This window comes from Enterovibrio baiacu (genome assembly GCF_004120195.1).
GTDB lineage: Bacteria > Pseudomonadota > Gammaproteobacteria > Enterobacterales > Vibrionaceae > Enterovibrio > Enterovibrio baiacui.
The window spans coordinates 336,902-357,487 of the sequence record NZ_SCHN01000005.1; the positions used below are offsets into that span (position 1 = coordinate 336,902).

At 48.0% G+C, this 20,586-nt stretch carries 15 protein-coding genes; all 15 read right to left on the reverse strand.

The features are described 5' to 3' along the window. Positions 1-4: 4 nt before the first annotated feature. Entirely contained in the window at positions 5-1,582 is a 1,578-nt protein-coding gene (locus EQP46_RS01840; RefSeq protein ID WP_129492019.1) for a transglycosylase SLT domain-containing protein, read from the reverse strand. Between the two features lie 108 nt (positions 1,583-1,690). Then, positions 1,691-2,293 carry an LPP20 family lipoprotein gene (locus EQP46_RS01845; RefSeq protein WP_129492020.1) on the reverse strand — a complete coding sequence of 201 codons (603 nt, stop codon included), beginning with the start codon at positions 2,291-2,293 and terminating at the stop codon, positions 1,691-1,693. Positions 2,294-2,295: 2 nt separating this feature from the next. After that, a complete protein-coding gene (locus tag EQP46_RS01850; protein ID WP_017015395.1) occupies positions 2,296-3,285 on the reverse strand; it encodes a hypothetical protein in 990 nt (329 codons plus the stop codon). A gap of 29 nt (positions 3,286-3,314) precedes the next feature. Next, positions 3,315-4,307, reverse strand: a complete 993-nt coding sequence (locus EQP46_RS01855; protein ID WP_240671596.1) for an LPP20 family lipoprotein — start codon at positions 4,305-4,307, stop codon at positions 3,315-3,317. 546 nt (positions 4,308-4,853) lie between these two features. Continuing rightward, positions 4,854-5,441: a hypothetical protein gene (locus tag EQP46_RS01860; RefSeq protein ID WP_129492021.1), complete on the reverse strand. Its 588-nt coding sequence runs from the start codon at positions 5,439-5,441 to the stop codon at positions 4,854-4,856. Positions 5,442-5,552: 111 nt separating this feature from the next. Further along, the gene (locus tag EQP46_RS01865; protein ID WP_129492022.1) at positions 5,553-6,032 is read right to left on the reverse strand and encodes a hypothetical protein; all 480 of its coding nucleotides are present in this window, start codon (positions 6,030-6,032) and stop codon (positions 5,553-5,555) included. Between the two features lie 265 nt (positions 6,033-6,297). Continuing rightward, a complete protein-coding gene (locus EQP46_RS01870) occupies positions 6,298-6,786 on the reverse strand; it encodes a cyclin-dependent kinase inhibitor 3 family protein (protein WP_129492023.1) in 489 nt (162 codons plus the stop codon). A 225-nt stretch (positions 6,787-7,011) separates the two neighbouring features. Beyond that, positions 7,012-7,932 carry a glycoside hydrolase family 17 protein gene (locus EQP46_RS01875; RefSeq protein ID WP_129492024.1) on the reverse strand — a complete coding sequence of 307 codons (921 nt, stop codon included), beginning with the start codon at positions 7,930-7,932 and terminating at the stop codon, positions 7,012-7,014. A 92-nt stretch (positions 7,933-8,024) separates the two neighbouring features. Further along, on the reverse strand, positions 8,025-8,906 hold the full coding sequence (locus EQP46_RS01880) for a glycoside hydrolase family 17 protein (RefSeq protein ID WP_129492025.1): 882 nt from the start codon (positions 8,904-8,906) through the stop codon (positions 8,025-8,027). A gap of 464 nt (positions 8,907-9,370) precedes the next feature. Next, entirely contained in the window at positions 9,371-10,636 is a 1,266-nt protein-coding gene (locus EQP46_RS01885; protein WP_129492026.1) for a type VI secretion system ImpA family N-terminal domain-containing protein, read from the reverse strand. Between the two features lie 41 nt (positions 10,637-10,677). Beyond that, positions 10,678-14,223 (reverse strand): type VI secretion system membrane subunit TssM, encoded by a 3,546-nt coding sequence (gene tssM / locus EQP46_RS01890; protein WP_129492027.1) that lies wholly within the window; start codon positions 14,221-14,223, stop codon positions 10,678-10,680. Between the two features lie 18 nt (positions 14,224-14,241). Beyond that, on the reverse strand, positions 14,242-15,657 hold the full coding sequence (gene tssA / locus EQP46_RS01895; RefSeq protein ID WP_129492028.1) for a type VI secretion system protein TssA: 1,416 nt from the start codon (positions 15,655-15,657) through the stop codon (positions 14,242-14,244). 8 nt (positions 15,658-15,665) lie between these two features. Then, complete coding sequence (gene vasI / locus EQP46_RS01900; protein ID WP_240671614.1) at positions 15,666-16,382, reverse strand: type VI secretion system-associated protein VasI; 717 nt, start codon at positions 16,380-16,382, stop codon at positions 15,666-15,668. Between the two features lie 2 nt (positions 16,383-16,384). Continuing rightward, positions 16,385-17,947 carry a sigma-54 interaction domain-containing protein gene (locus tag EQP46_RS01905; protein ID WP_129492030.1) on the reverse strand — a complete coding sequence of 521 codons (1,563 nt, stop codon included), beginning with the start codon at positions 17,945-17,947 and terminating at the stop codon, positions 16,385-16,387. 3 nt (positions 17,948-17,950) lie between these two features. Further along, positions 17,951-20,584 (reverse strand): type VI secretion system ATPase TssH, encoded by a 2,634-nt coding sequence (gene tssH, locus EQP46_RS01910; protein WP_129492031.1) that lies wholly within the window; start codon positions 20,582-20,584, stop codon positions 17,951-17,953. Positions 20,585-20,586: the final 2 nt, after the last annotated feature.

The window sequence follows — 20,586 nt, forward strand, 5'->3', positions numbered from 1 at the left end:
GACACTACTTATAGAGCGCGATACGGCCGCTCACTTTCTTCAAATAATTCTTTGTTTCGTCGTATGGCAGATTGTCAATCATGTGCTCATACACTTCGTCTGGCGTCATCGCGTTGATCACGTGTGCTGCTTTACGAATGTTGGTTGAACGGTCTGCGTTAAACGCGCGCGCCACGTTACCTGCACCCGTGTTATAGGCAGCAATTACGCAGTACATACGGCTTTCTTCGTTGGTAATGGAGCGTAGGTAACGGGTATTCAGAATGTTCAAGTATGCCGTGCCTGCTTCAACGTTGAATGGCGGCACATAGAGGTCATCCGCCTTCATCGGCGCATCAATGTTGTGAACTTGTTTGTTCACATCATGGCCCGCACTGGTCGGCACGACTTGCATCAAACCGTATGCAGGAACATGTGATTTTGCATCAGGACGGAAAGACGACTCGCTGTGCATGATTGCCATCACCAGCGCAGCTTCAACATCCCAACGTTCACTCTCTTTTTCCACCAAAGGCTGGAATTTCGATGCGCGCGATTTCAAGGCGTTTTCTGGCAATTTCACTGTGTAGCTGACAATTTTCTTCTCAGGCTTCGCCGCTACCGTTGGCTTTTCAGCGACAAAGGAAGGCTCAACCACAGGTTTCTTCGCTACAACGGCCTTTTCTGCGTCGACAGGCTTTTTCACTTCAACGGCTTTCTCTGCGATAGCTGGCGCTGATGTGCTCGCTGCGACTTCTACAACATCTGTAGATTCCGTTTTCGCGACAACGACAGTGGTTTCTTGCACTGGCTTCTCTGCCACCACCGTCGGTTTCACCGCGGGTTTGGCCTCAGGCTTTGCTGGTGACGTGGGCGTGTTTACCACAGCAACCACGGGCTCAGGGATGCCAAGCGCTAAGCGCTTCTGCTTGAACTGCGCTGACAATGCCGAGATGCGCGTTTTTGCAGATGCCAACAGTTCCAGTTTTTTGTTATATGCACGCTCGTAGATGAACGAGTCGGGGATCCCCGTGCCTGAACGAATCAATCGTTCCGCTTGCACGTCCAGTTCCTGCATTTGTGCATAGACATGATCGACGATGAAGGCTTTCTCTTTCTTCTCTTGTTCTGCAGAATAATCCACAACATCAATGCGCTTTTCTGCTTTCGTCAACTCGATGACTTGGCCATCAATCTCAATCTTGCCCTTCGGTAAGGTTGATTGATCAACGTTACCGTCTGCGTCAACAAGCACTGACACCACAGCGGTATTGTTCTCGTAATCGACAACTTTTTTCACTGTGTTGTCTTTTGCGTATTCAACGTGTTTTGTTTGATCAGACAGCTCACCACTGCCCCACTGATCGATCAGCGTTTCACGCTGTTGATCGATGTCTTTGGTGTATGCCTCTCGCCACGCTTCATATTCTGACAAGTAAGCATCTAGCCATTCGTGGAACTGTGCTTTTTTCTCTGACTGAGACATGTTTACACGCTTAGATTCACGTTCAAGCTCATCAAAAGAATCTGATGCGTATGCAACACTCGTGGATAAAACCGCAGCAATACACGCGGCGACAATTTTCATTCGACCCAATGACATCTGGTAATTCCTAGCCACATAGAAAAAGAGGCTATCTGGCGATAACCTCATAAGGTAAGGGTTTGAAAGCACCCCGCTGAATCGCAAGGTGCCATACAAGACTCAGACTTAAAGCTGTTTCAGAGACTCAAGCGCGTTAGCAAGGTCTTCTGCTGCTTTTTCGTTGTTGAATTGGTTCCACAACGCCGAATCTTCTGTCACAGCATCGATAACGCTGTTCATATTGGCTTTGTAAGCCTCGTCATCCATGCCCACTAGCACGTAAAGGCCACCTGAAGGACTGGTTTGGCTCACCAACACTTTACTGTTAGTCAGGGTGCGAGAAACAACGGTCTTGGTGACGTTCTCAAACACTTCCATAACAGATTCAGTCGTGCCAACCGTCGAGTCAGTTTGCACTGTGCTCTCAACCGCTTGCTTGAACATGTTGTTCACGTCAGTTTCGAATTGAGAAGCTAGCGCAACACGCGCTTCACTCGCGGCAATTCTGCGCATAACGCTCATGCCCGCTGCACTTTTCTTCGCGTAACCTGTTGCTGCAGTAGCGATGTCAGATGGCATCACGTCACAAATCCAGCCAGGTGCGTTGTCTTGTGGTGAATCTGGGAACGTACACGCCGCAAAATTTTGGCTTTGTTCAACGGTTTGGTTGTTGCTTGAACATGCAGAAAGCATCAGTGCTAACGCAGTGGCGACAATGGCTTTTTTCATTATTACAGGCCTAGCTGGTTTAGGTGACACATTGGGTTCAAGATTGGGCACTCTTCAGGTACCACTTTCGCTGAGTCACCTTTACGGATTCGCAGAGACATTTCTTCGTCGATAGCAACCCAAGAGAAGTTTGGCTTCACAGCATCTTGCTCATGCTTCACAACATAACCTTCACCTAGGGTGAACGTTTCAATGTCGCCTTCATCAGACTTGTGAATTTGAGAAAGGGTGATGTCTGTGCCTGGTTCAAGCTTCTTCTTGCTACCCATTGCTACTTTCACCATGGTGCCCGCTTCACACTGACGCATCGCCGTCACTGGCGCAGAAGGTGCTAGCAGTTTTTGCAGTTCAAAGTTGTACGCTACTGCTTTCTCTGCTGCTTCACTCGCCATACCTGTGTATTGTGCGTTTGAAATTGGGCAACGTGAGTTGTTTGTTTCAGTCGAGCTGTAATCACTCGCACCTAGCTCAATACGCTGAACAAGGTTCATGTCTGGAAGTGAAACCACTTTCGCAACGGCCTTCACTTCAGTGGTGAACGAACATTTTGCAGGAACGTATTTCGTCTCGCCGTCATCGTTTTCGTAAGAGTAAGCTTCTGAGAAAGAGCTAGACAGGTTGCTTGCAGTCACTTCAGTGATCACTGCTAGGTCGGCAATTGGCACACCCGATTTGTTGTAACGGCCGCTTTGTTCTGCCAGTTTGATTTCGCCTTTTAGCTTGTTCGCCAGTTTGCGATCAACCAGCTTCGCGCCAGTACCTTCAATGGTGGCTTCCAAATCGTTACGGAATACGGTTTGAAGACGGCCTTTCGCTGCGTCTTTAAATTCCATATCTACTGGAAGAACAATCACCTTCAGTTCATCAGAGGCTTTCGCAGGGATACCCGCTGTTTCCATCTCGATTTCGGTACCCGGAGGACATACTGCCGTTACACCACAACCTGTTAGCGCTGTTGTAAGCGCGACTGCCACTAACCCTTTCTTAAACACTTTAGATACTCCAGTGTGAATTTATCGTTCTATTTTTTAAGCCCAACAGCTTGCCAAATGCCTGCTTCTTCGAGCAGTGCTGAAAAATGGCGTTCAGCGCCTTCTTGGGACAACTTGTAACTGGTCATTGAATTACCTGTTGAGATAATTTCATTGCTAGCCAAGGTTTTGCCGGCCTTGTTTTTTAGTACAAGGTCCGTCAATTTTGTCGTGATGTACGCATCGCCTACCATGCCGCGACGGTATTCCGATTTCATGATCAAAATATGTGTTGCTTGGCGAGAAGACGATTGCGTGGTAGCGATACCTTCAACAGAGAATCTCTCAGAAATAAAGGCGGCACTTTTTCTGTCTTTCTTATCTGGACGAATAGATACCAGAAGTTCAGATTTTACTTTTGAAATATCACCAAGCAGTTCTGGCAAATAAACAACGCTGTTTTTTTCATCACAGCCTAGTGAAGAAAGAATCGCGAGACGAACATAAAGATCTTCAAGCTTTACTTCAGAACCTCTGTTGTCTAACCACCAAAGTAATTTGTCTTGGTGACTCAAGTTTTCGATCTTTGATTTCGCAGCGCTTTCTATTTGTTTTACCTCAGAAGATAGTTGCGATTTAATATTATCTCGCCCCACCCTTGCTTGGACATAATAAGCCACATCGTTCTTTTCAGACTGGACATATTCCACGCCCGTTAAGGTCACTTGTGCACTTTTGGCATTTATCTTGTTGCTTGTGGTTTCGTATGATGTCGAATCATCATTGATTCTTTTATAGACATCATTCATCGAAAACGTCGAATCCACTTGTGTCCACAGCTGCGAGTTAACACCGATAAGTGCTGATTTTTTAGCAAGATTTAAGCTGCGACCTTCACCGACCGCATAAACATACTCAGGATGGTTAACGTGCTCTTCCGCATACCAATCTGGTGGTGTCGTGGACTTGCAACCCGAAAAAAGAACAGGAAAAAGCACCATCGGCAAAACTCGTGTGAACATTTTTTTCTTTATGTTTTTCATTTCGTCTCAAGCGCCCTTACCAATGAAACCATCAATGAATTATGAACAGGCGAACGAAAACGTCCGAGGTGTCGGCATAATCAAAGAAAGTTATCTTTTCGAGTTAATTAACGGATTGTTGTGAGGTGAGAGTGGATTTAACGAGATAAATCACATGACACCTGAAAAATAGTAAGGGAATTATCGGAAGTAACTTAAAAGTTTTCAACAGCAGATTGAAATTTTATTTGCAAATATATCAATTAATTTCACTTAATTTGATAGAGCACTCAATATATGAACCAAGTATTATTATTTAATAATTATCTCAACAGATAACACTCTCACCCAGAGAGTGATAACATCATTAATTTAACAGGTGGGCATAATAATATTAATAGCGATAATACAGCCGTGCAATAACCTTTCGTTCGTACCTTGCCTACTACTTTTTGAATACACCAAGTGGCCTCCATGTAAAAGTACATACCCTTCAGAATAGAACTCATTTTCACAAAAAAAAGAGCCCAAAGGCTCTTCCATAGACACTCTCAATACACCACGATTTCATTCGAAGACTTTTATTAAGTATGGCTCCAACGTGTCAGGTAATGACAAGTAAGCGGAGTAATACGTGTCCTCGCCGAACTCTGCACTGTGTAAATACCATCTGCTCGATTTCAGTGTCGCTAACAGATGGAAGACCCAACAAACCTTAACAAGGATGTAGCAAGCGACGACTATGGATATTGCATGAAGCGGAGAGTTGATCATGTCATCAACGTTCAGATAAACGTTGACCATGGCCAAAACAGCCAAGGCTACGACAATGATGGCTTTAGGTATCAGCAACGTCAAAAAAGCACGCTTCAGTTCTCGCTCGCTTTTAAAGTGCAAATTGACAAGAGCATTGGTCGTGTCACTTACCGGAATTCCATTGATGTTTCTGTTCCACCGAATCTTCGCTGTTTCTACCAACACTGGCAGTTTATTTTTCCATCCATCAATGACGATTGACACAAAAATGGCATAAATCAGCCTAACAAAAACCAAGTAGAACACCATTGCGGGTGCTTCGAAATACATTGCAAAAGCTGCAAATATTACCGTAAACATAAATAATGTTGGACCAATAACACTTTGGCTTTCACTCATAATTTTTTCTTTCCAAAAAATTAAAATCGCTTACTTCATAGATATGAAGTAAGCGATATGAGATTTATCACTTATCTAAAGGCATACAATTAAAAACCTATAGCAGTAATACTATTTAACCTGAATAAGTGTTGCGCGTTGCGCTTCTGGAATCGCATCTATCATCGCGATGGTCACAGTGCTTGCATCTACCGCTTTTTCGTCAAGTTGTGCTTCTGCCCCTTCAGGCAGTTTGAACATTGCACCTGTTGCAGGGTCAACGATAAGCATGCCGATCAAGCCGCCAAACAGAATATTGCCGAAGTACCAACCATCGACAGTGCTTTCAATTTCAATGGTTTTTTCTTCGTAGCCGTCTTTGTTAAGAATCAGTTGATACGTTTCACCTTTGAAAAAACCTGATGATGCGTTGAGTGTGACAGTATCTGGTGTTGTTCCAGTGTGGACCTGTTGTCCTTCACGGTTCACAAGAACAAAGTCAGCTTGAGATGGGCTGCTGGAGATTGAGACGGGATAGCTACTTTCGCTGACGATGGTTGAACATCCAGAAACAAGCGCCAATGACATAAATACAGCTGAGAGTTTTAACATTATACTACTTTCCTTTTTAATATAATTGCATATTCCTATTCAACAATGAGCATTAGAGTTTTAATACACCTCGTACTGTCGTTATCAAAATAGAAGTTTGCTTTATTAGAATAGATACGTGCGATATACATTTTCGCACCGCGATATTATTCATCATTTAAAAACTCACTTTGTATCATTGATGACATCTTTAATGGATAAAATTAAAACATTAAAAAAGGCTGTATAAAGCAGCCTTTTTATAAATATGGATTTATTTCAATGTTTACTCAACAAGTGTGCCAATATATTCCACTTGAAGCGGTTTGGTAAATGCACCTGGGCGACGTGCTTGCACCTCACGGACGATATCTTCAAGCTCCCAGTTACGCTCTAGAAGTAAATGTGCAGCAAGTAAACCTGTGCGCCCTGAACCGCCCATGCAGTGCATCACAACTTTGTTACCATTTTCGATGGCGTGGTGAAGTGCCTCTCGGCTCGCCTTCCAGTTTTTCTCAAAGTCTTCCGCGGGTGCACAATCATCCTCAATCGGCACATGGAACCACTGCATCCCCAAACGCTGGGTTTCTTCACCCAATGCAGCAACGTTTTTATCAGCCATTTCTTCATGGTTAATCGCGGTAACGATGACGGTTGCGCCTTGACGTTGCAATTGCTCAAGACTTTCCGTTAGCCCTTCACCTTTTGTTCCCGGACAGGGTGTCAGGATCAATGCGCCTTTTTCGACAGGCAGTTCCCATGTTGGATGTGTCATTTTCTTTCCCTAAATCAACAAACTTTTTACTTACAACGGGCCCGTCTCGCTCGAGCCGAAACGAGCACCCTATCATTTATACGGATTATTATATTGCTGCAGTTTTACTACAAACAAATGAAGAATGAACGCTCTTCATGTTTTTTAAATAAAGAAAGGGCGACTTAATGCCGCCCTTTCTTTGTTGTTTGGCTCTGACTTATTCAGTCATCAGCACAATCAAACTTATGCCGGTTCAACTTCACCGTACAGCGACTGCATCACCAGCTTTGGTGTGCGGTCTACCTTGAACAAGCCCCAGTGTTTTTCTGGTTCTTCTGGGTGCGAATCCCCTTTCCAAGGCTCATCGAACGCTTCGAAAACAAAGGTCAGAATGTTTTCTGCGCGTGTCCATTCCAGCAGTTGTGCGTAGTAAGCAGCTTGTAGCTCCTCATTCGCATTCCATGCTTCGATACCACGACCGTTTGAGGCTGTTGCCCAGCCCGCTTCAGTAATTACAACAGGCTTACCTGGGTTGCAATCTCTTACTGCGTAGTAATTTTGCTTGGTGTATTCAAGCGCTTCATCAATGGTCTTGTATTCCCAAATTGGGTAAGTGTGAACAGAGATGAAATCTAACGCTTCTGCCAATGCGCCTAGCTTGTAGGTCCATGGCACATAGTTTTCGCAGAATGTCACAGGTTGTGCGATTGCGTTTTTGACGCGTTGAACATGTTCAACCAGTTTTTCAACTGAGATCAGATGATCCGTCCACTCAACACTCGCTTCGTTACCGACAGAGACATAACCCACGCTGTCAGGGTACTCGTTTGCTAACGCGATCAAGCGATCGATTTCTTCGCTGTTTTTCTGACGATTCGCAGCGAGTTCTTCCTCACTAAATTGCGCGCCCCATGGGCACCCAGGGTTATTCATTTCAGCAGCAACGTCCGCGCCGAGCATCACTTTGAAATCCATTCCTTCGTTCTCGATCACATCCAACACCAATCTTGCGTGATGGCTGCAATCATAGAGTCGGAGTGCGCCCCAATTCTTTGACAAAATCTGAAGATCTTCTTTGACTTCGTCATAGCTTGGATAAATCCCTTCGCGGGGATTTTGGCCTTCTCGGTACCCTGAATAACAAATGGCGTTTCTCAGTTCCATGAACTTATTTCCTTTCTCTTTTTATAAGACACGGGAGTGTATAGCGTGCTCCCGTCTCTTTTGATGTGGCTATGGAGACCGACGTACCCGAGTTACTCGGTATATTTGAAATTCCCGTCTTTATCCCACAGCCCCCAGTAAGCACCTACGGCACCTTCGTCTTCTACTTTCCAAGCTTCATCAAAGGAGGAAAAGTAGATGACCTCAATATCGTCTTCTTTCGCCCACTTGTACGTGTCGATGAAGTATTGCAATGCATTTTGTTCTGATGGCACAGCACCACGCTCTGCAACACCTTGATCTGGCCAGCCTGTTTCGGAAACGATCACACGTTTTCCTTTGCCCGCAGCTTGCGCACGGCGATACATTTCTTTCATGTACGGCACAGCAAACTCGATAGGACAACCTTCCCAGAAGGGGTAACAGTTGGTGCAGATAACCTGACAAGCATCAGCAACACGTGGGTAGTTTTCAAACAGGAAGTATGCGTCTACATAGCCCACTTCCACATTTGGGCACGCGGCCTTAGCGCGGTTGATGTAATCCACCAACTCGTCTTCGCTAAGCTCGCCGCGAAGCATCACTTCATTGCCTACCGCAAGTACATCTACATAGCCTTGCTGTGCGATTTCAATGGCATTCGCCAATTCGATCTCGTTCTTTTCTCTATCACCATCAATCCAAACGCCAACCATGGTTTTTAAACCATGCTCTCGGGCGATTCTTGGAATGTTTTGATGGCCTTCTGTGCAAGAAAACGAACGAACCCAATTCACATACGGGCGGATTATCTCCAAGCGCTCGCGAATTTGCTCATCACTGATTTCAGTACCAGGGCCTTGACCGTCGATATATGGGCTAAACGACAATCCATGAATTTTGTTGTCAACAAGATCACGTGTCTGCGCACGCAGAGCACTGACACCTTCACGCTCAAACTGGTATGCGGATCCTGCTTTGTAGATATTTGACACTTTCCCACTCCCTATGGACTTAGTGTGAATCGCGACTCCCCGTGGTTTTCCATCTCTTCGCGATTTAATTGGTACTAAAAATGACGATTTATCAGTGTGTTAAATTAACAGCGCTTATTTGTTTACCCAATTTTGTTGCTGAATACGCGCTTTAAATTGAAAAGAAAGCGCTTTCTTTTCGTTTTATGCCACAACAGTTCTATAAAACAACCTTTAACATTGTGAAGGTATACCTTGATCACATTCGACGCTCGAATAATGCATTTGAGTTTCAATCATTCTCACTTATGAATATGCTTTCATTTCGAGCATAATAAGACGTCTATTCCATGCGAGTGAATAAACCCTAAATAATTGATATTTAATGATTATTTATCAATTTAAATGAAAAAACCGCCACGAATGGCGGTTTAAAAATACGAGTGACTAGGTTATTAACCAGCTCGACTTAGCTTCTATACATGTTAGCTTTCTGGCTCGACAATAGCGTCGTCTATTTCACGTTCCAACAACGCTTTTTTCAACGTTATGGCTTTCAGGTCAGCATCCAAAAGCGACAGTTCTTGCTTCGCCCTTTCCATGTTGCCTTCGGCGATTTGCTGCTCAACGAATGAGAGTCGACCGATCAATGGAGACAAGCTAATCGCGTAGTTTTCAAGCCCAGTCGCAAGCGCGCTAACTTGCGAGTAGTTTCCGTTCTTCGCCGATAAGCTCAGATTCGCAGCCCGTGTTCTTGCGGTCACAAACCGCTGCTTGAGTTCCTCAACCTCCGCCAACAGCCCCGTTTGCCAACCTTGAAGGTTTTTGTTCATCAAGGTCACCTCAGGCGCTTCTGGGAAGACATACGCCAAGCTGTTCGCGAGCTCTATTCCTTCCAGCAAGTTGTCACCTGATTTACTCGCGGTGAGCACAGACACTTTGTCCGTGTACGCTGTCAGTAACCGCTCGCGATGGGACGATAAGGCCTCAGGACCAAATTCTTGGTGGATCTGCTGTGCTTCTTCTAGCGTGATGATTTTCGGCTCAGGCAACGCCGTGGTGAGCTGAGTCGTCGGGTTCGGTCGCGTACCCTGAAGTTGAAGTAGCAAGTAAATCGCCACCGCCCCCACGGCAAGTCCTACGAAAAAGATCAACGCACTGACGTTTTGCTTCTTCACCTCCACTTCAATAGGCATTGCAGGTGCACGTGAGGTACTGCGACTTTCCAAACGATCGATATGCTCGAAAATCGTAAAGCCGAGCGCATCGAGATCATCCACTTTTGTGCCGTTTTGCTTAGACAAAAAAGCATCAATGGCTTGCAGTGAACGTTCACAGCGATAAAGCTCGCGGATCTGCCCTTGCTCTGGGCGCATCGCTCGCACTTCTTCTCCAATGCGCCCTAACATCCAGCGGTACAACTCTAAGCGCCGCGCCGCGGGCATGTCGTTGTCTTCTCGCCCTGCACCTAGCACCGAGACTTGAAGTTCAAGTCCATTCGCCAGACCTGTGAGGCCACGGGTTTTCATTGCTGCAACGGTGTAATAAATGGCGACCAGTAGGTCTACCCCTTCCTCTTGAGCGACTTTCTCGCAAAGGGTTCTTACTTTTTCCCAGTCAGTGAGACCGGCAAGCGGGTTGAATCTGCGATTAATTTCGCTTCGGATTTTCTGATAATCAGACGAATCTCGCAGGCGGGAGGTGTCTCCCGCCGGTTTCAAGCCCTCGATATCTGCATACAGCCCTTGCATTGCTCAATCAGTGTCCTTGTGGTGCATGAATGTCGTCACGGCTAGTACAGCGTGCGAGAAAGTTTAAAGCCTTTGAAAATCGACGCAGTGAACGGGTTGCTGTCTGCTTCAGAGTGCAAACGGTACAACACATTGCCGCTGTCGATGTTAAAGCGATAGTCCACGCTGGTTGCTGTTGACCCCACCACTTCTGCTTCTTCGAGCAAACGGAAGAATGCCCAAGGCCCTTGAATGGAAATACTGCGCGGTGAACGGTTAGTTCGAGACGGCACCAAGGTCACCTTGCTGACCGCGGAGTCACGTAAGGTGTTCGGCCAAATCAGCCCAACATTCTTACGCGGGCCGTGGCTGTATTCCACATATTGACCATCGACATTGATGACCGAGCGACGCTTGTTCGCACTCAACTCTACAGGCTCGAGCGTGAATTCCACATCCAACACACCTTTACGGTTGAAGAACGCGCCTTGAATGACTTCGGCAGCATCAAGCTGGCTCAATACATCGCGACGGATCAGCGATTTGTTGTCCGCATCAGAGCTCAGTTCCCCCGCTTCTTCCAAGAACATGCGCAGGTTATTTTCATAGAAGCTGGTCAAAATGCCGTTTGGCGCAAAGAAGGCTTCAAAATCTTCTAGTGCCACGTCTTTGGATGACGCAGGGTTAAACGGATAACGTGATGCCAGCTTCGTTTGGAACTGCGAATACACATCTTCCGCCCAACGCACTTCGAGATAGCGGATGGCTTCTTGCTTGATCACATACCAGCTTTCTTCTGCCAATTTCTTCAACATGTTGTCGTATGGCTGTGGCATACCAGCAGCAATGCGTTCAAGCACGTAAATGGGGTCAGCACTGTTAAGCGTTAAACGGGCTTTCGTCGCTTCTAGCGCGGCTTTACCCACATCCGGCGCATCGTTGATGGATTTCATGTACGCCAGCAACTGGGTGACAGAATCAATCACTTCGTCCAAATAAATTGGCTTGCCTTCTTCCGTAGTCGCAAGACCATTTAATTCAGCGAACTGGTTGTCGACAAGTGCCGCCACACGGTAACGCGGTGATTTCACTAACTCTTCGCGCGCAGTGTCATTTTCTGGCAATGCTGGGAATAGTTTGGTGTTGTCCGTCACTTCTTCCAGTAAGCGGTGCAACGGTTGGTTGTTACCCGTAATGCTTTCCAAAACCAACACAGCATTGTGGATGTCTTGGAAATACTTGATGTCGATGTCGTTCATCGCACGACGCCAACTGTCTGAGTAATCCGCCACATATTGGCTACGGATCTTGTCTCGCAGTACACGCTTGTCTTCATCTGAGAAATCAATGGATTCGGTTTGCCCTAATACCCAGCTATCCACCAGCGCCAACTCTGACACCGAGTCAGACTCAGGAATGAAGTAACCCTCAAAACCTTTCTTGGTCAGCATGCGTGGGATCATCAGGTTTTCGCTGTCTTCAACGCGCTGCGCGAACACCACATCAAACACAGGACCAATTGAGGTCGCAAGGTCAACAGGCGAACCTAGAACCGACGCCGATGCTTGTTTCAAATTACGGTAAACACGTTGGTCGATCGGCATACGGCTGAGCGACTGTTGGGTGTTATCAATCAGGCGGTCATACGGCTTCAGAATTTCTTCTGCACGCTCGTCACCTTGTGCACGTAAACCCTGCAGGTCGGTGTGTTCCATCGCGTAATCCAAGTGCTGCATCAAGCGATCTTGCGTTTGACGATCACCTGGGTACATTTCCTGCCACTTCGCTGCAAAGTAGTTCTGCACCATGTCCTGATAACGGCCTTTATCGTCCGTCATCATTCTGAATACTCGTAATGAGCCGAGCTGCTGTTCTTCTGTCTCTGCACCCGCAACATCTGCCGCTGCCATTTTCAGCAGTGCTGGTAGATATTGGTCTTCCAGCAAGCTCAAATACGTACGTTCGACTTCAGGTCCAATCACATGGCCCTGATACAAACCAAGATCAGAGATCAACTCTGGTTTTTCGCGGAAGAAACCAAACTCCAAGGTTGCTTCACGAATGGTGTCCAACGGCGCGAGAATATCGAGGCCACTGTCCATGCCCAGTTCCGCATCAAAGTCTTCTTGGTAGTCATTTACCTTGGTCAACACGGCATCTGCCTGCTTGACGTTTTTCAGGTAATACTGGTGCCAAGTACCAATCAAGAGTAGAGAGGCAATCGAGCACGCAACAACCGACAAGATCATTACGCGACGCTTGGTTTTCGCTACGCGGAAGTTATCTGACGCCAACCCTGCTTCAGGATAAATCACCTTGCTGAACAGACGTTGTGTGAAATAAATGGTCGAGTTCGCGGCGTTTTGAGCGGTATTCACGGCATGAGAAATGCCATAGCGGCGCGATGCCGAATCCATGAACGCATTGGTCGGCACGCCCTGTTGATAGACAGAGGTAAAGTAAACACCACGTACCAATGCAGACGTTGAGAACTGATCACTGCCAAACGCATCCTGGAGGAATTGTTTAAGCACATCGTGCAATCCGGCCATTTGACGGCTAAAGCTATAAATCGCCGTGCGATCTTCGGCATCAAATGTTTGCATGAGTACAGACGGTAGAATGTGGTTAACACGTTCTACAAACGCACCAAATTCTGTATCGAATTCATTCAGCCAGCTATCGAGATCATCAACAGAATCTAGGGTAAAGGTGAAACCCAATACTTCTTCTCGTTCTGCTTTGGTGTAATTGCGGAAGAAAGGTTCGAAACCTGTCAGCAGATCCAGCTTGGTCAAAGATACATACACAGGCAAACGTGTGGACAAGGTCTCCATCAACTCACGCAAGCGTGCACGAAGTAGGTTAGCGTATGCTCGGCGTTCACTGGTGGTAGACGTAGCAAGGTTCGCGACGTCCAGTGCAATCACCACACCGTTCAACGGGCGACGACTACGGGTTTTCTCTAACCATTGGATAAAGTGAACCCACAGACGGCGTTCCATTTCCCCTTCGCCGTCGTTCGAGGTTGCGCGTTGCGTCAGCAATTCACCATCAGGGTCGATAAGCACAGAGTCATCACCGATCCACCAATCGAAGGAGTATGGGTTTTCGCTTTTCTTACCCGACGCACGCATCACGGAAGAGAACACGAAGTTCTGACCGGAGCGGTTGATCAGGCTGGTTTTACCCGCGTTTTCAGGGCCAAGCACCAGATACCACGGCAGTGCATACAAGTAATTGCGTTTATTAAGGCTTTTGTGAAGCGCAGACATCACCTGATTAAGTTCAGATTCTTGGCGCTCTTCGAAGCGTTTAATCGGATCTTCTTGAAGGCGCTGTTCACGAATTTGCTCGGCATGGTAGCCCTTGAGCTTGCGCCACTGAATAAAGCCCCATAGTGCAAGCCAAGCAAGCGAGAAGATAACACTGGTGATAACACGCGCTGAAACAGATGATAACGGCTTGCTCTCGTCAATCGTGAGCCAAGGACCCGCCCACCAAATCGCCACATTTAGCAGCACAAAAATGGCGACCAGCAAAATAGGCAGCGAGGCCTTTAGCGCTGGAAGCATTTTCATTAGAAGCGTTTTTAACTTGCTGAACATACTTTTCGATCCCTGCTTTTAATCCGTTTTTGTTATGTTTTCCAGCCGTTGAATCAGAGACGGCTCCCAATCCACCAGTGACGTTGTTGTCACTTGATCCAACAAAATCTGGTATTGCTGATCTGCCATGGCTGACAGGTTGTGACGACGCATGACATCGGCTGATAGCATGCGCCAGTAAAATTGATCTCTTGGGTCTTTCGCGCTTGATAAGCCGTCATTCAACATGGCGAGTGCGACCGAGAGGCCACCTTCGTCTGCCAATACAAAGGCTTCTTTGCGCTTGTCTTCCCAATCAGTGCCACCACCGGAGGCACCTCCACCATTTGATTCGCCCTCGTCGAGCCATCGCCGCGTTTCGGCACTGACAAATGGCGCACCACCTTTGAAACTCAAATCAAGCACCGCTGGCAGACGTCGGATAAATGCGCGCGTTTCACTGGCAATCACTTCTGCCCACTCTGCATTGCCGAGTTTGAGCGCGATGCGGTAGCTGAGAAAATGCCCATCTATCCAATACGGTGCGACCGTGACACTTTGCTCGACCTTGCGCCACAAAGCATGATCAACACCTCGCGTCAGTTGCTCTTCATACTCTGCAACGCGATCCGTTGACACAGGCATTAACTGCGTCTCTCCATTCGCTTCGGCTTCTGGCGCTGACGTAATGGAAAACCACACAGCGAAACGACGCTGTCTTAGCGACAGTCCTATCCCGCCATCAAGCTCGGAGACAAACTCCGCAACCTTTAACAGTGTTTGTTTGATGGCACGATCTGAGCTGCCATCAATGTCCAAATTAGGTTTCGCCGCAGAAATGGGGGTGGCATTTCCACCACCTTGTCCTGCTGGGGCTGCACTGTTTGTCTGTGGCTCAGTCGGTACATTGGATGCCATGCGTCGTTTAATTAACGCATCAACTTCCTGCACACCGTCTGTCGGTAAATCTTTCTCTGATGCGGCTTCACTGAGCGCAGCAAAGGCTTTTTCAAGTTCCGACTTCTGCTCAACATCGAACATGGAAACGTCGATTTTCTCGGCGGTTTTCAGTGTTCGTTGAACAATTTGCGAGTAGAACTTTCTGCGTGGTAACACCCCACGAGGCCCCGGCGCGGGATGACAGGTTTCCCAGTACTGGGCAATAAAATCTGCCAGCACATAGAGGGATAACGTGAATCGCTCAGGTGAAGCCTGATACTGCAAACACTGCAAAAGGTGCGTCAGTAGTTTGAGATCTTTGGTGTGCGTCTCCATCAATTTGAGCGCACTTTGCTCGGCTTCTGCCCATTGCACTTCTCCGTGAGACAATGAGCCAACCTTCATCATTTGCCCTTCGACAAAATCCAGCAGCGCATCATCCAGCAGTCGCTCACCGACAGGGCTACTCCCCTCAATGGGCTTTGCTGCACGTTGGCGATAGGTTTGAATATCCATCTTCCCCCCTACCAACGACAGGTGTTGCGCATAGGACGAATCGAAGACGTTAACCCTTCGGTGTCAAAGGTCAGGTTGCCAATCTCATCCAATTCAGAGCGCAACACTGAGCCTGAACTTGACATCAATGCCTTCATCACATTAATGGCTGGAATACCGCGCCCTGCATGCATGATGGTGCCACTGTCATCGCTCAGCCATCTGTCGGTAACCGCAAAACTGCCTGAAACCAAGACCGTGGCTTTGCCCGCTGACGTGGTCGTAGGGAGCACCAACTCCATACGGCTGATACTGTCGATGCAGCTCAACATGAGAATCGGCATGTCTTCGCGTTGTTGTCCACGATCAGGAATGGCCGTTGCCGTCATCCAGATGCCTTTGCTGTGATCCTCAGGATCGGTATAACGCACCACGAAGCCTTGTTCGCCCTCACTGCGTGCTGCTTCACTCGCGTGAGCACGTTGATACGCTTCGGGTTTAATGTTTGCAATGGTCTGTTCGTTGTCAGCATCAACCGGTGTATTGAATACCCCATCAAAGCACGCCAACCTTTCAAGTCGCGTAGGAATCGCTGAACACGTTTGTGCCTGTTTCACCAGTGACGCGTTTGATCGTGCCTCTGCGTTTTCTGGCGCTGTGTTTGCCCATGCTGAGCTTAACCCTGCCCATCCAAGCATTGTGGTGCCAATCAGCAATCCAACATTCAAGGAACCGCCTCGCTTCATGGTCAATCAATCTCCATTTTTAAGCACTTGTGGGCCAAGGTTCGCTTAGGCAGACCCAAGCTTTCCGCCGCTTTCGTGCGGTCACCATCAAACACTGTCAGGCGCGAACGGATAACGTTCACTTCGAAATCCTGTACCGCGTGTTTGAGGTTATCGATGTTGGATAAATCCACGCCGATGTAGCTGTCCGTAACCACATCATCATTACTGGCAAGTACATCTGTTATATTGAGTTCGGGCTGTTCATTTAAACGTTCACTCAAAGCGGCAGGCAGAATTTCTTCACCGCTGGCCGTGACTGCACACCCGTATTCAATCAAGTTGCGCAGTTCCCTCACGTTGCCTTGGAAAGCGTGGCGATTGAGCAAATCCAATGCGGCATAGCGCAGACCTGCAATGTTGCCTCCGGAGCGAGCGTTATATTCCGCGATAAAGTGACGGCTTAATTCAGGAATGTCTTCGAGACGCTCAACCAAAGAAGGGACAAGAATCGGGAATTGGTTTAATCGGTAGTACAAATCGCGGCGAAACTCGCCCTGTTCCACGCGGCTTGGCAACGCAACATGGGTGGCTGCTACCAAACGAAAATCCACATTGATTTCTTGAGAACCACCCACAGGACGGAATGAGCGCGTTTCCAGTACGCGCAGCAATTTAGCTTGCAATGACAACGGCATATCGCCGATTTCGTCAAGGAACAAGGTGCCGCCGTCGGCGTCTGATAACAGGCCACTTTTCGCACGATCTGCGCCAGAGAATGCACCTTTCACATGGCCGAACAATTCACTTTCCAGTAAGGTGTCTGGAATGGCTGCACAGTTGATGGCCACAAAAGGTTTGGTGCGACGGTCAGACAATTCATGCACTGCACGCGCCACCAGCTCTTTGCCTGTGCCTGTGTCACCACAGACCAACACATTGAGTAAAGATTGCGCCGCCGTGACGACCTTGTCGCGCATCTTTTGCATGGGTGAACTTTCCCCAATCAAGACGCTTTTCAATTCGTACGCTTTCTCGCGCTTTTTCTCGTCACGGCGAATCGCCGCAATGGAGGAACTCAGCGCGGAAATTTGGCGATGTTCTTTACCTAACTCCGCCACCATTTGGCTTTGGTTGATATAGATCTCGCAAAGTTGTTCCCACTGTTTGTCCGCCAACAACTGGCTAAGTACCGATGATGGGCCCGTCAGCATCAAGATGGCTTTCACCTTCTTAACACCCGGCGGCAATGGCATGATGAGCACATTCTCACCGCGCTTGCGTGCCGACATCAAGGCAACAAAATCATCGTTTTCTAACCAGTAATTGAGCTTGGATGGATCAAGCAGCATGGGTGACGCAGACTGAAGCACATGTGCAAACGGATGGGTGAAATCATCGACTTTCCATTCAAACGTGTTTCCGTCTTGCGTCACACTTAGCGAGCGTCCTTGCGCGCTTGGGAACATCACCCAAGCGCGTGACACACCCAGCGATGCCTCAATCTCGTTCACGAAGGTGCTCGTGAGATCAGATTGATCGCGGGTCTTGGTCAAAGACACTGCTAATGAAAGCCAATCGCTCATGGATTACTCCACCTCGCTAACAAACTGCCCGTCTTTGGCAGTCAGATACACGCGAGTCACCGGCTCACGCGCCGCAAGTTTGTTGAGTAGCGCCAAAGAAACCGGTGGCAAAAGCTGCCCTTCGATGATGGCTTCCAACATACGCGCACCGTTTTCCGAGCGCGTAGCACGACGAGAAATCTCACCAATCAAGGCATCATCGATCTCTGTTTCGGCTTTGTAGCGTTGCTCAAACACATTCACGAGACGCTTCAACTTGCCTGCAATGATGGCTTTGAGCGTGTCGCCATTCAGTGGCAAATACGGCACAATTTCCATACGCGCTAGCAGTGCAGGTTTGAAGAAGGCGGCCAATTCTGGATACAGCTTTTCTTCAAGCAACTCGGGCTGCTCTGCGTAATCAACAATGGTTTGGTAACCCAAGTTAGACGTGAGGAAGAACACCACGTTTTGGCAATCAATCACACGGCCTTCACCGTCTGCCAATTCGCCTTTATCAAATGCTTGGTAGAAGAGGTTCAGCACTTCTGGGTGAGCTTTTTCCACTTCATCCAACAGCACAATCGAGTAAGGCATTTTACGGATTGATTCAGTCAAAATGCCGCCTTCGCCATAACCGACATAGCCCGGCGGTGAACCAATTAATCGAGAAACCGTATGTTTCTCTTGGTATTCCGACATGTTGATTGTGGTCAGGAATTGCTTGCCGCCATAAAGCATCTCTGCCAACTGCACCACGGTTTCGGTTTTACCGACGCCGCTTGGGCCAGCAAGCAAGAATGCCCCTTTCGGACGGCCTGGGCGACGCAAGTCTGCACGCGCCGTCAGCAAGTGTCGGTGGATGCATTCAATCGCTACGTCTTGGCCTTTGATTTGCGCGCCGAGCAAATCAGGAAGGTGCGTAATACGGCTCAGTTCGTCAGTGTTCATCTGATCAACAGGCACACCTGTCCAATCGCCGATCACTTCGGCAATCTGCTGTGCATCGACATGCGGGTGAACCAAGCGTTCATCATGTGGAATGGCGGCAAGTTCTGCATACAACGCTTTCAGCTCAGTACGCAGTTCTGCTTTTTCATCTTCAGTCAGCGGTTCGACCGCCTCTTCGCCGTCTTCAGCCGTTTGAGGCTTCGCCAATACTTGCTGACGTTTTTCAATGATGTCGGCAATCAGTGTTTGCTGTGTGCTCCAGGCTTCGCGCAATGCGGCTTGTTCTTCCAAATCAACGTTTTCATCGGCTTCTAACTTGGCCAACAATTCGTCGTCGATGTCATGACCCAATTGCACTTCGCGATTTAGCATGTCGATTTGGCGCTGACGCTGAATGGTTTTGGTTTCAAGCTCAGCCAAGCGACGCGGCGGCGCACTCAAATTGATGGCGATACGCGCACAGGCGGTATCTAACACATCAATCGCTTTATCAGGGAGTTGGCGACCCGACACATAACGCTCAGACAATTCAGCCGCAGCCACCAGCGCATCGTCACTGATCAACACTTTGTGGGCATTTTCATACACCCCGTGCAGGCCACGCATGATGTCCACCGCTTGATCAACCGTTGGTTCGTCCAGTTTCACCAATTGGAAACGGCGGCTCAGCGCAGGATCTTTCTCGAAGTACTTTTTGTATTCTTTCCATGTGGTTGCAGCAACAGTGCGCAACTCACCACGGGCAAGTGCAGGTTTTAGCAAGTTCGCGGCATCACCGCCCCCTTCCTGCGCACCCGCACCGATCATGGTGTGTGCTTCATCAATGAACAGGATGATAGGAATCGGTGAGGTCTTCACTTCATCAATAATGGCTTTTAGGCGCTTTTCAAACTCGCCTTTCACTGATGCACCAGCCTGCAACAAACCCAGATCCAACGACATCACATCGATGCCTTTTAATGAATCCGGCACATTGCCATCGACAATACGTTGCGCCAAGCCTTCCACCATGGCGCTTTTCCCCACGCCCGCATCACCGACAACAATTGGGTTGTTCTTGCGACGACGGCATAGGATGTCGATCATCAAATTGATTTCATCATCACGGCAAAGAACCGGGTCTAACTCGCCGTTTTTCGCCATAAGAGAATAGTTGGTACAAAAGCGACCTAGCGCGGTGTCTGCTTCATTCGGTACAGCTGCAGCATTGCCTTTTGAGGACGAAACCACCGCGGTTTCTGATGATTCTTCCGTTAGGCGCGCGAAATGCTTTTTCATGGTTTCGCGGTTTACTGAATCAAGCTGACGGATCAGGTTCATCGGCAAATAACGATCAGGGCGCATCAATGCGGCAAGGAAAATCACGCCTGAGCGGATCTCACTATGACCAAGATCGGTCGACCCTAATAGCCATGCATCTTGAAGCAGCTCGACCAAAAGTGGAGAAAACGACGGCGTGGTTTCTAGCTGTGTTTCGCGGCTAAGTGCATCGCCCGTCATTTGACGAATTTGCGTATGGTCAAGCCCTGCGCTTTTTAGCAGCACACGAATGTCTGAGAGCGGATTTTCGAGCAAAGAAAAGAGCAAGTGCTCGAACGTCACCTCTGGGTTTTGGCGACTGATGCTCAACGCACCCGCCTGCTCCAAAGCCAGTTTGGTTTGTGGGTTTAGCTTGCCAATTAGCGTGTGAAGTTCAATGCGGATCACTG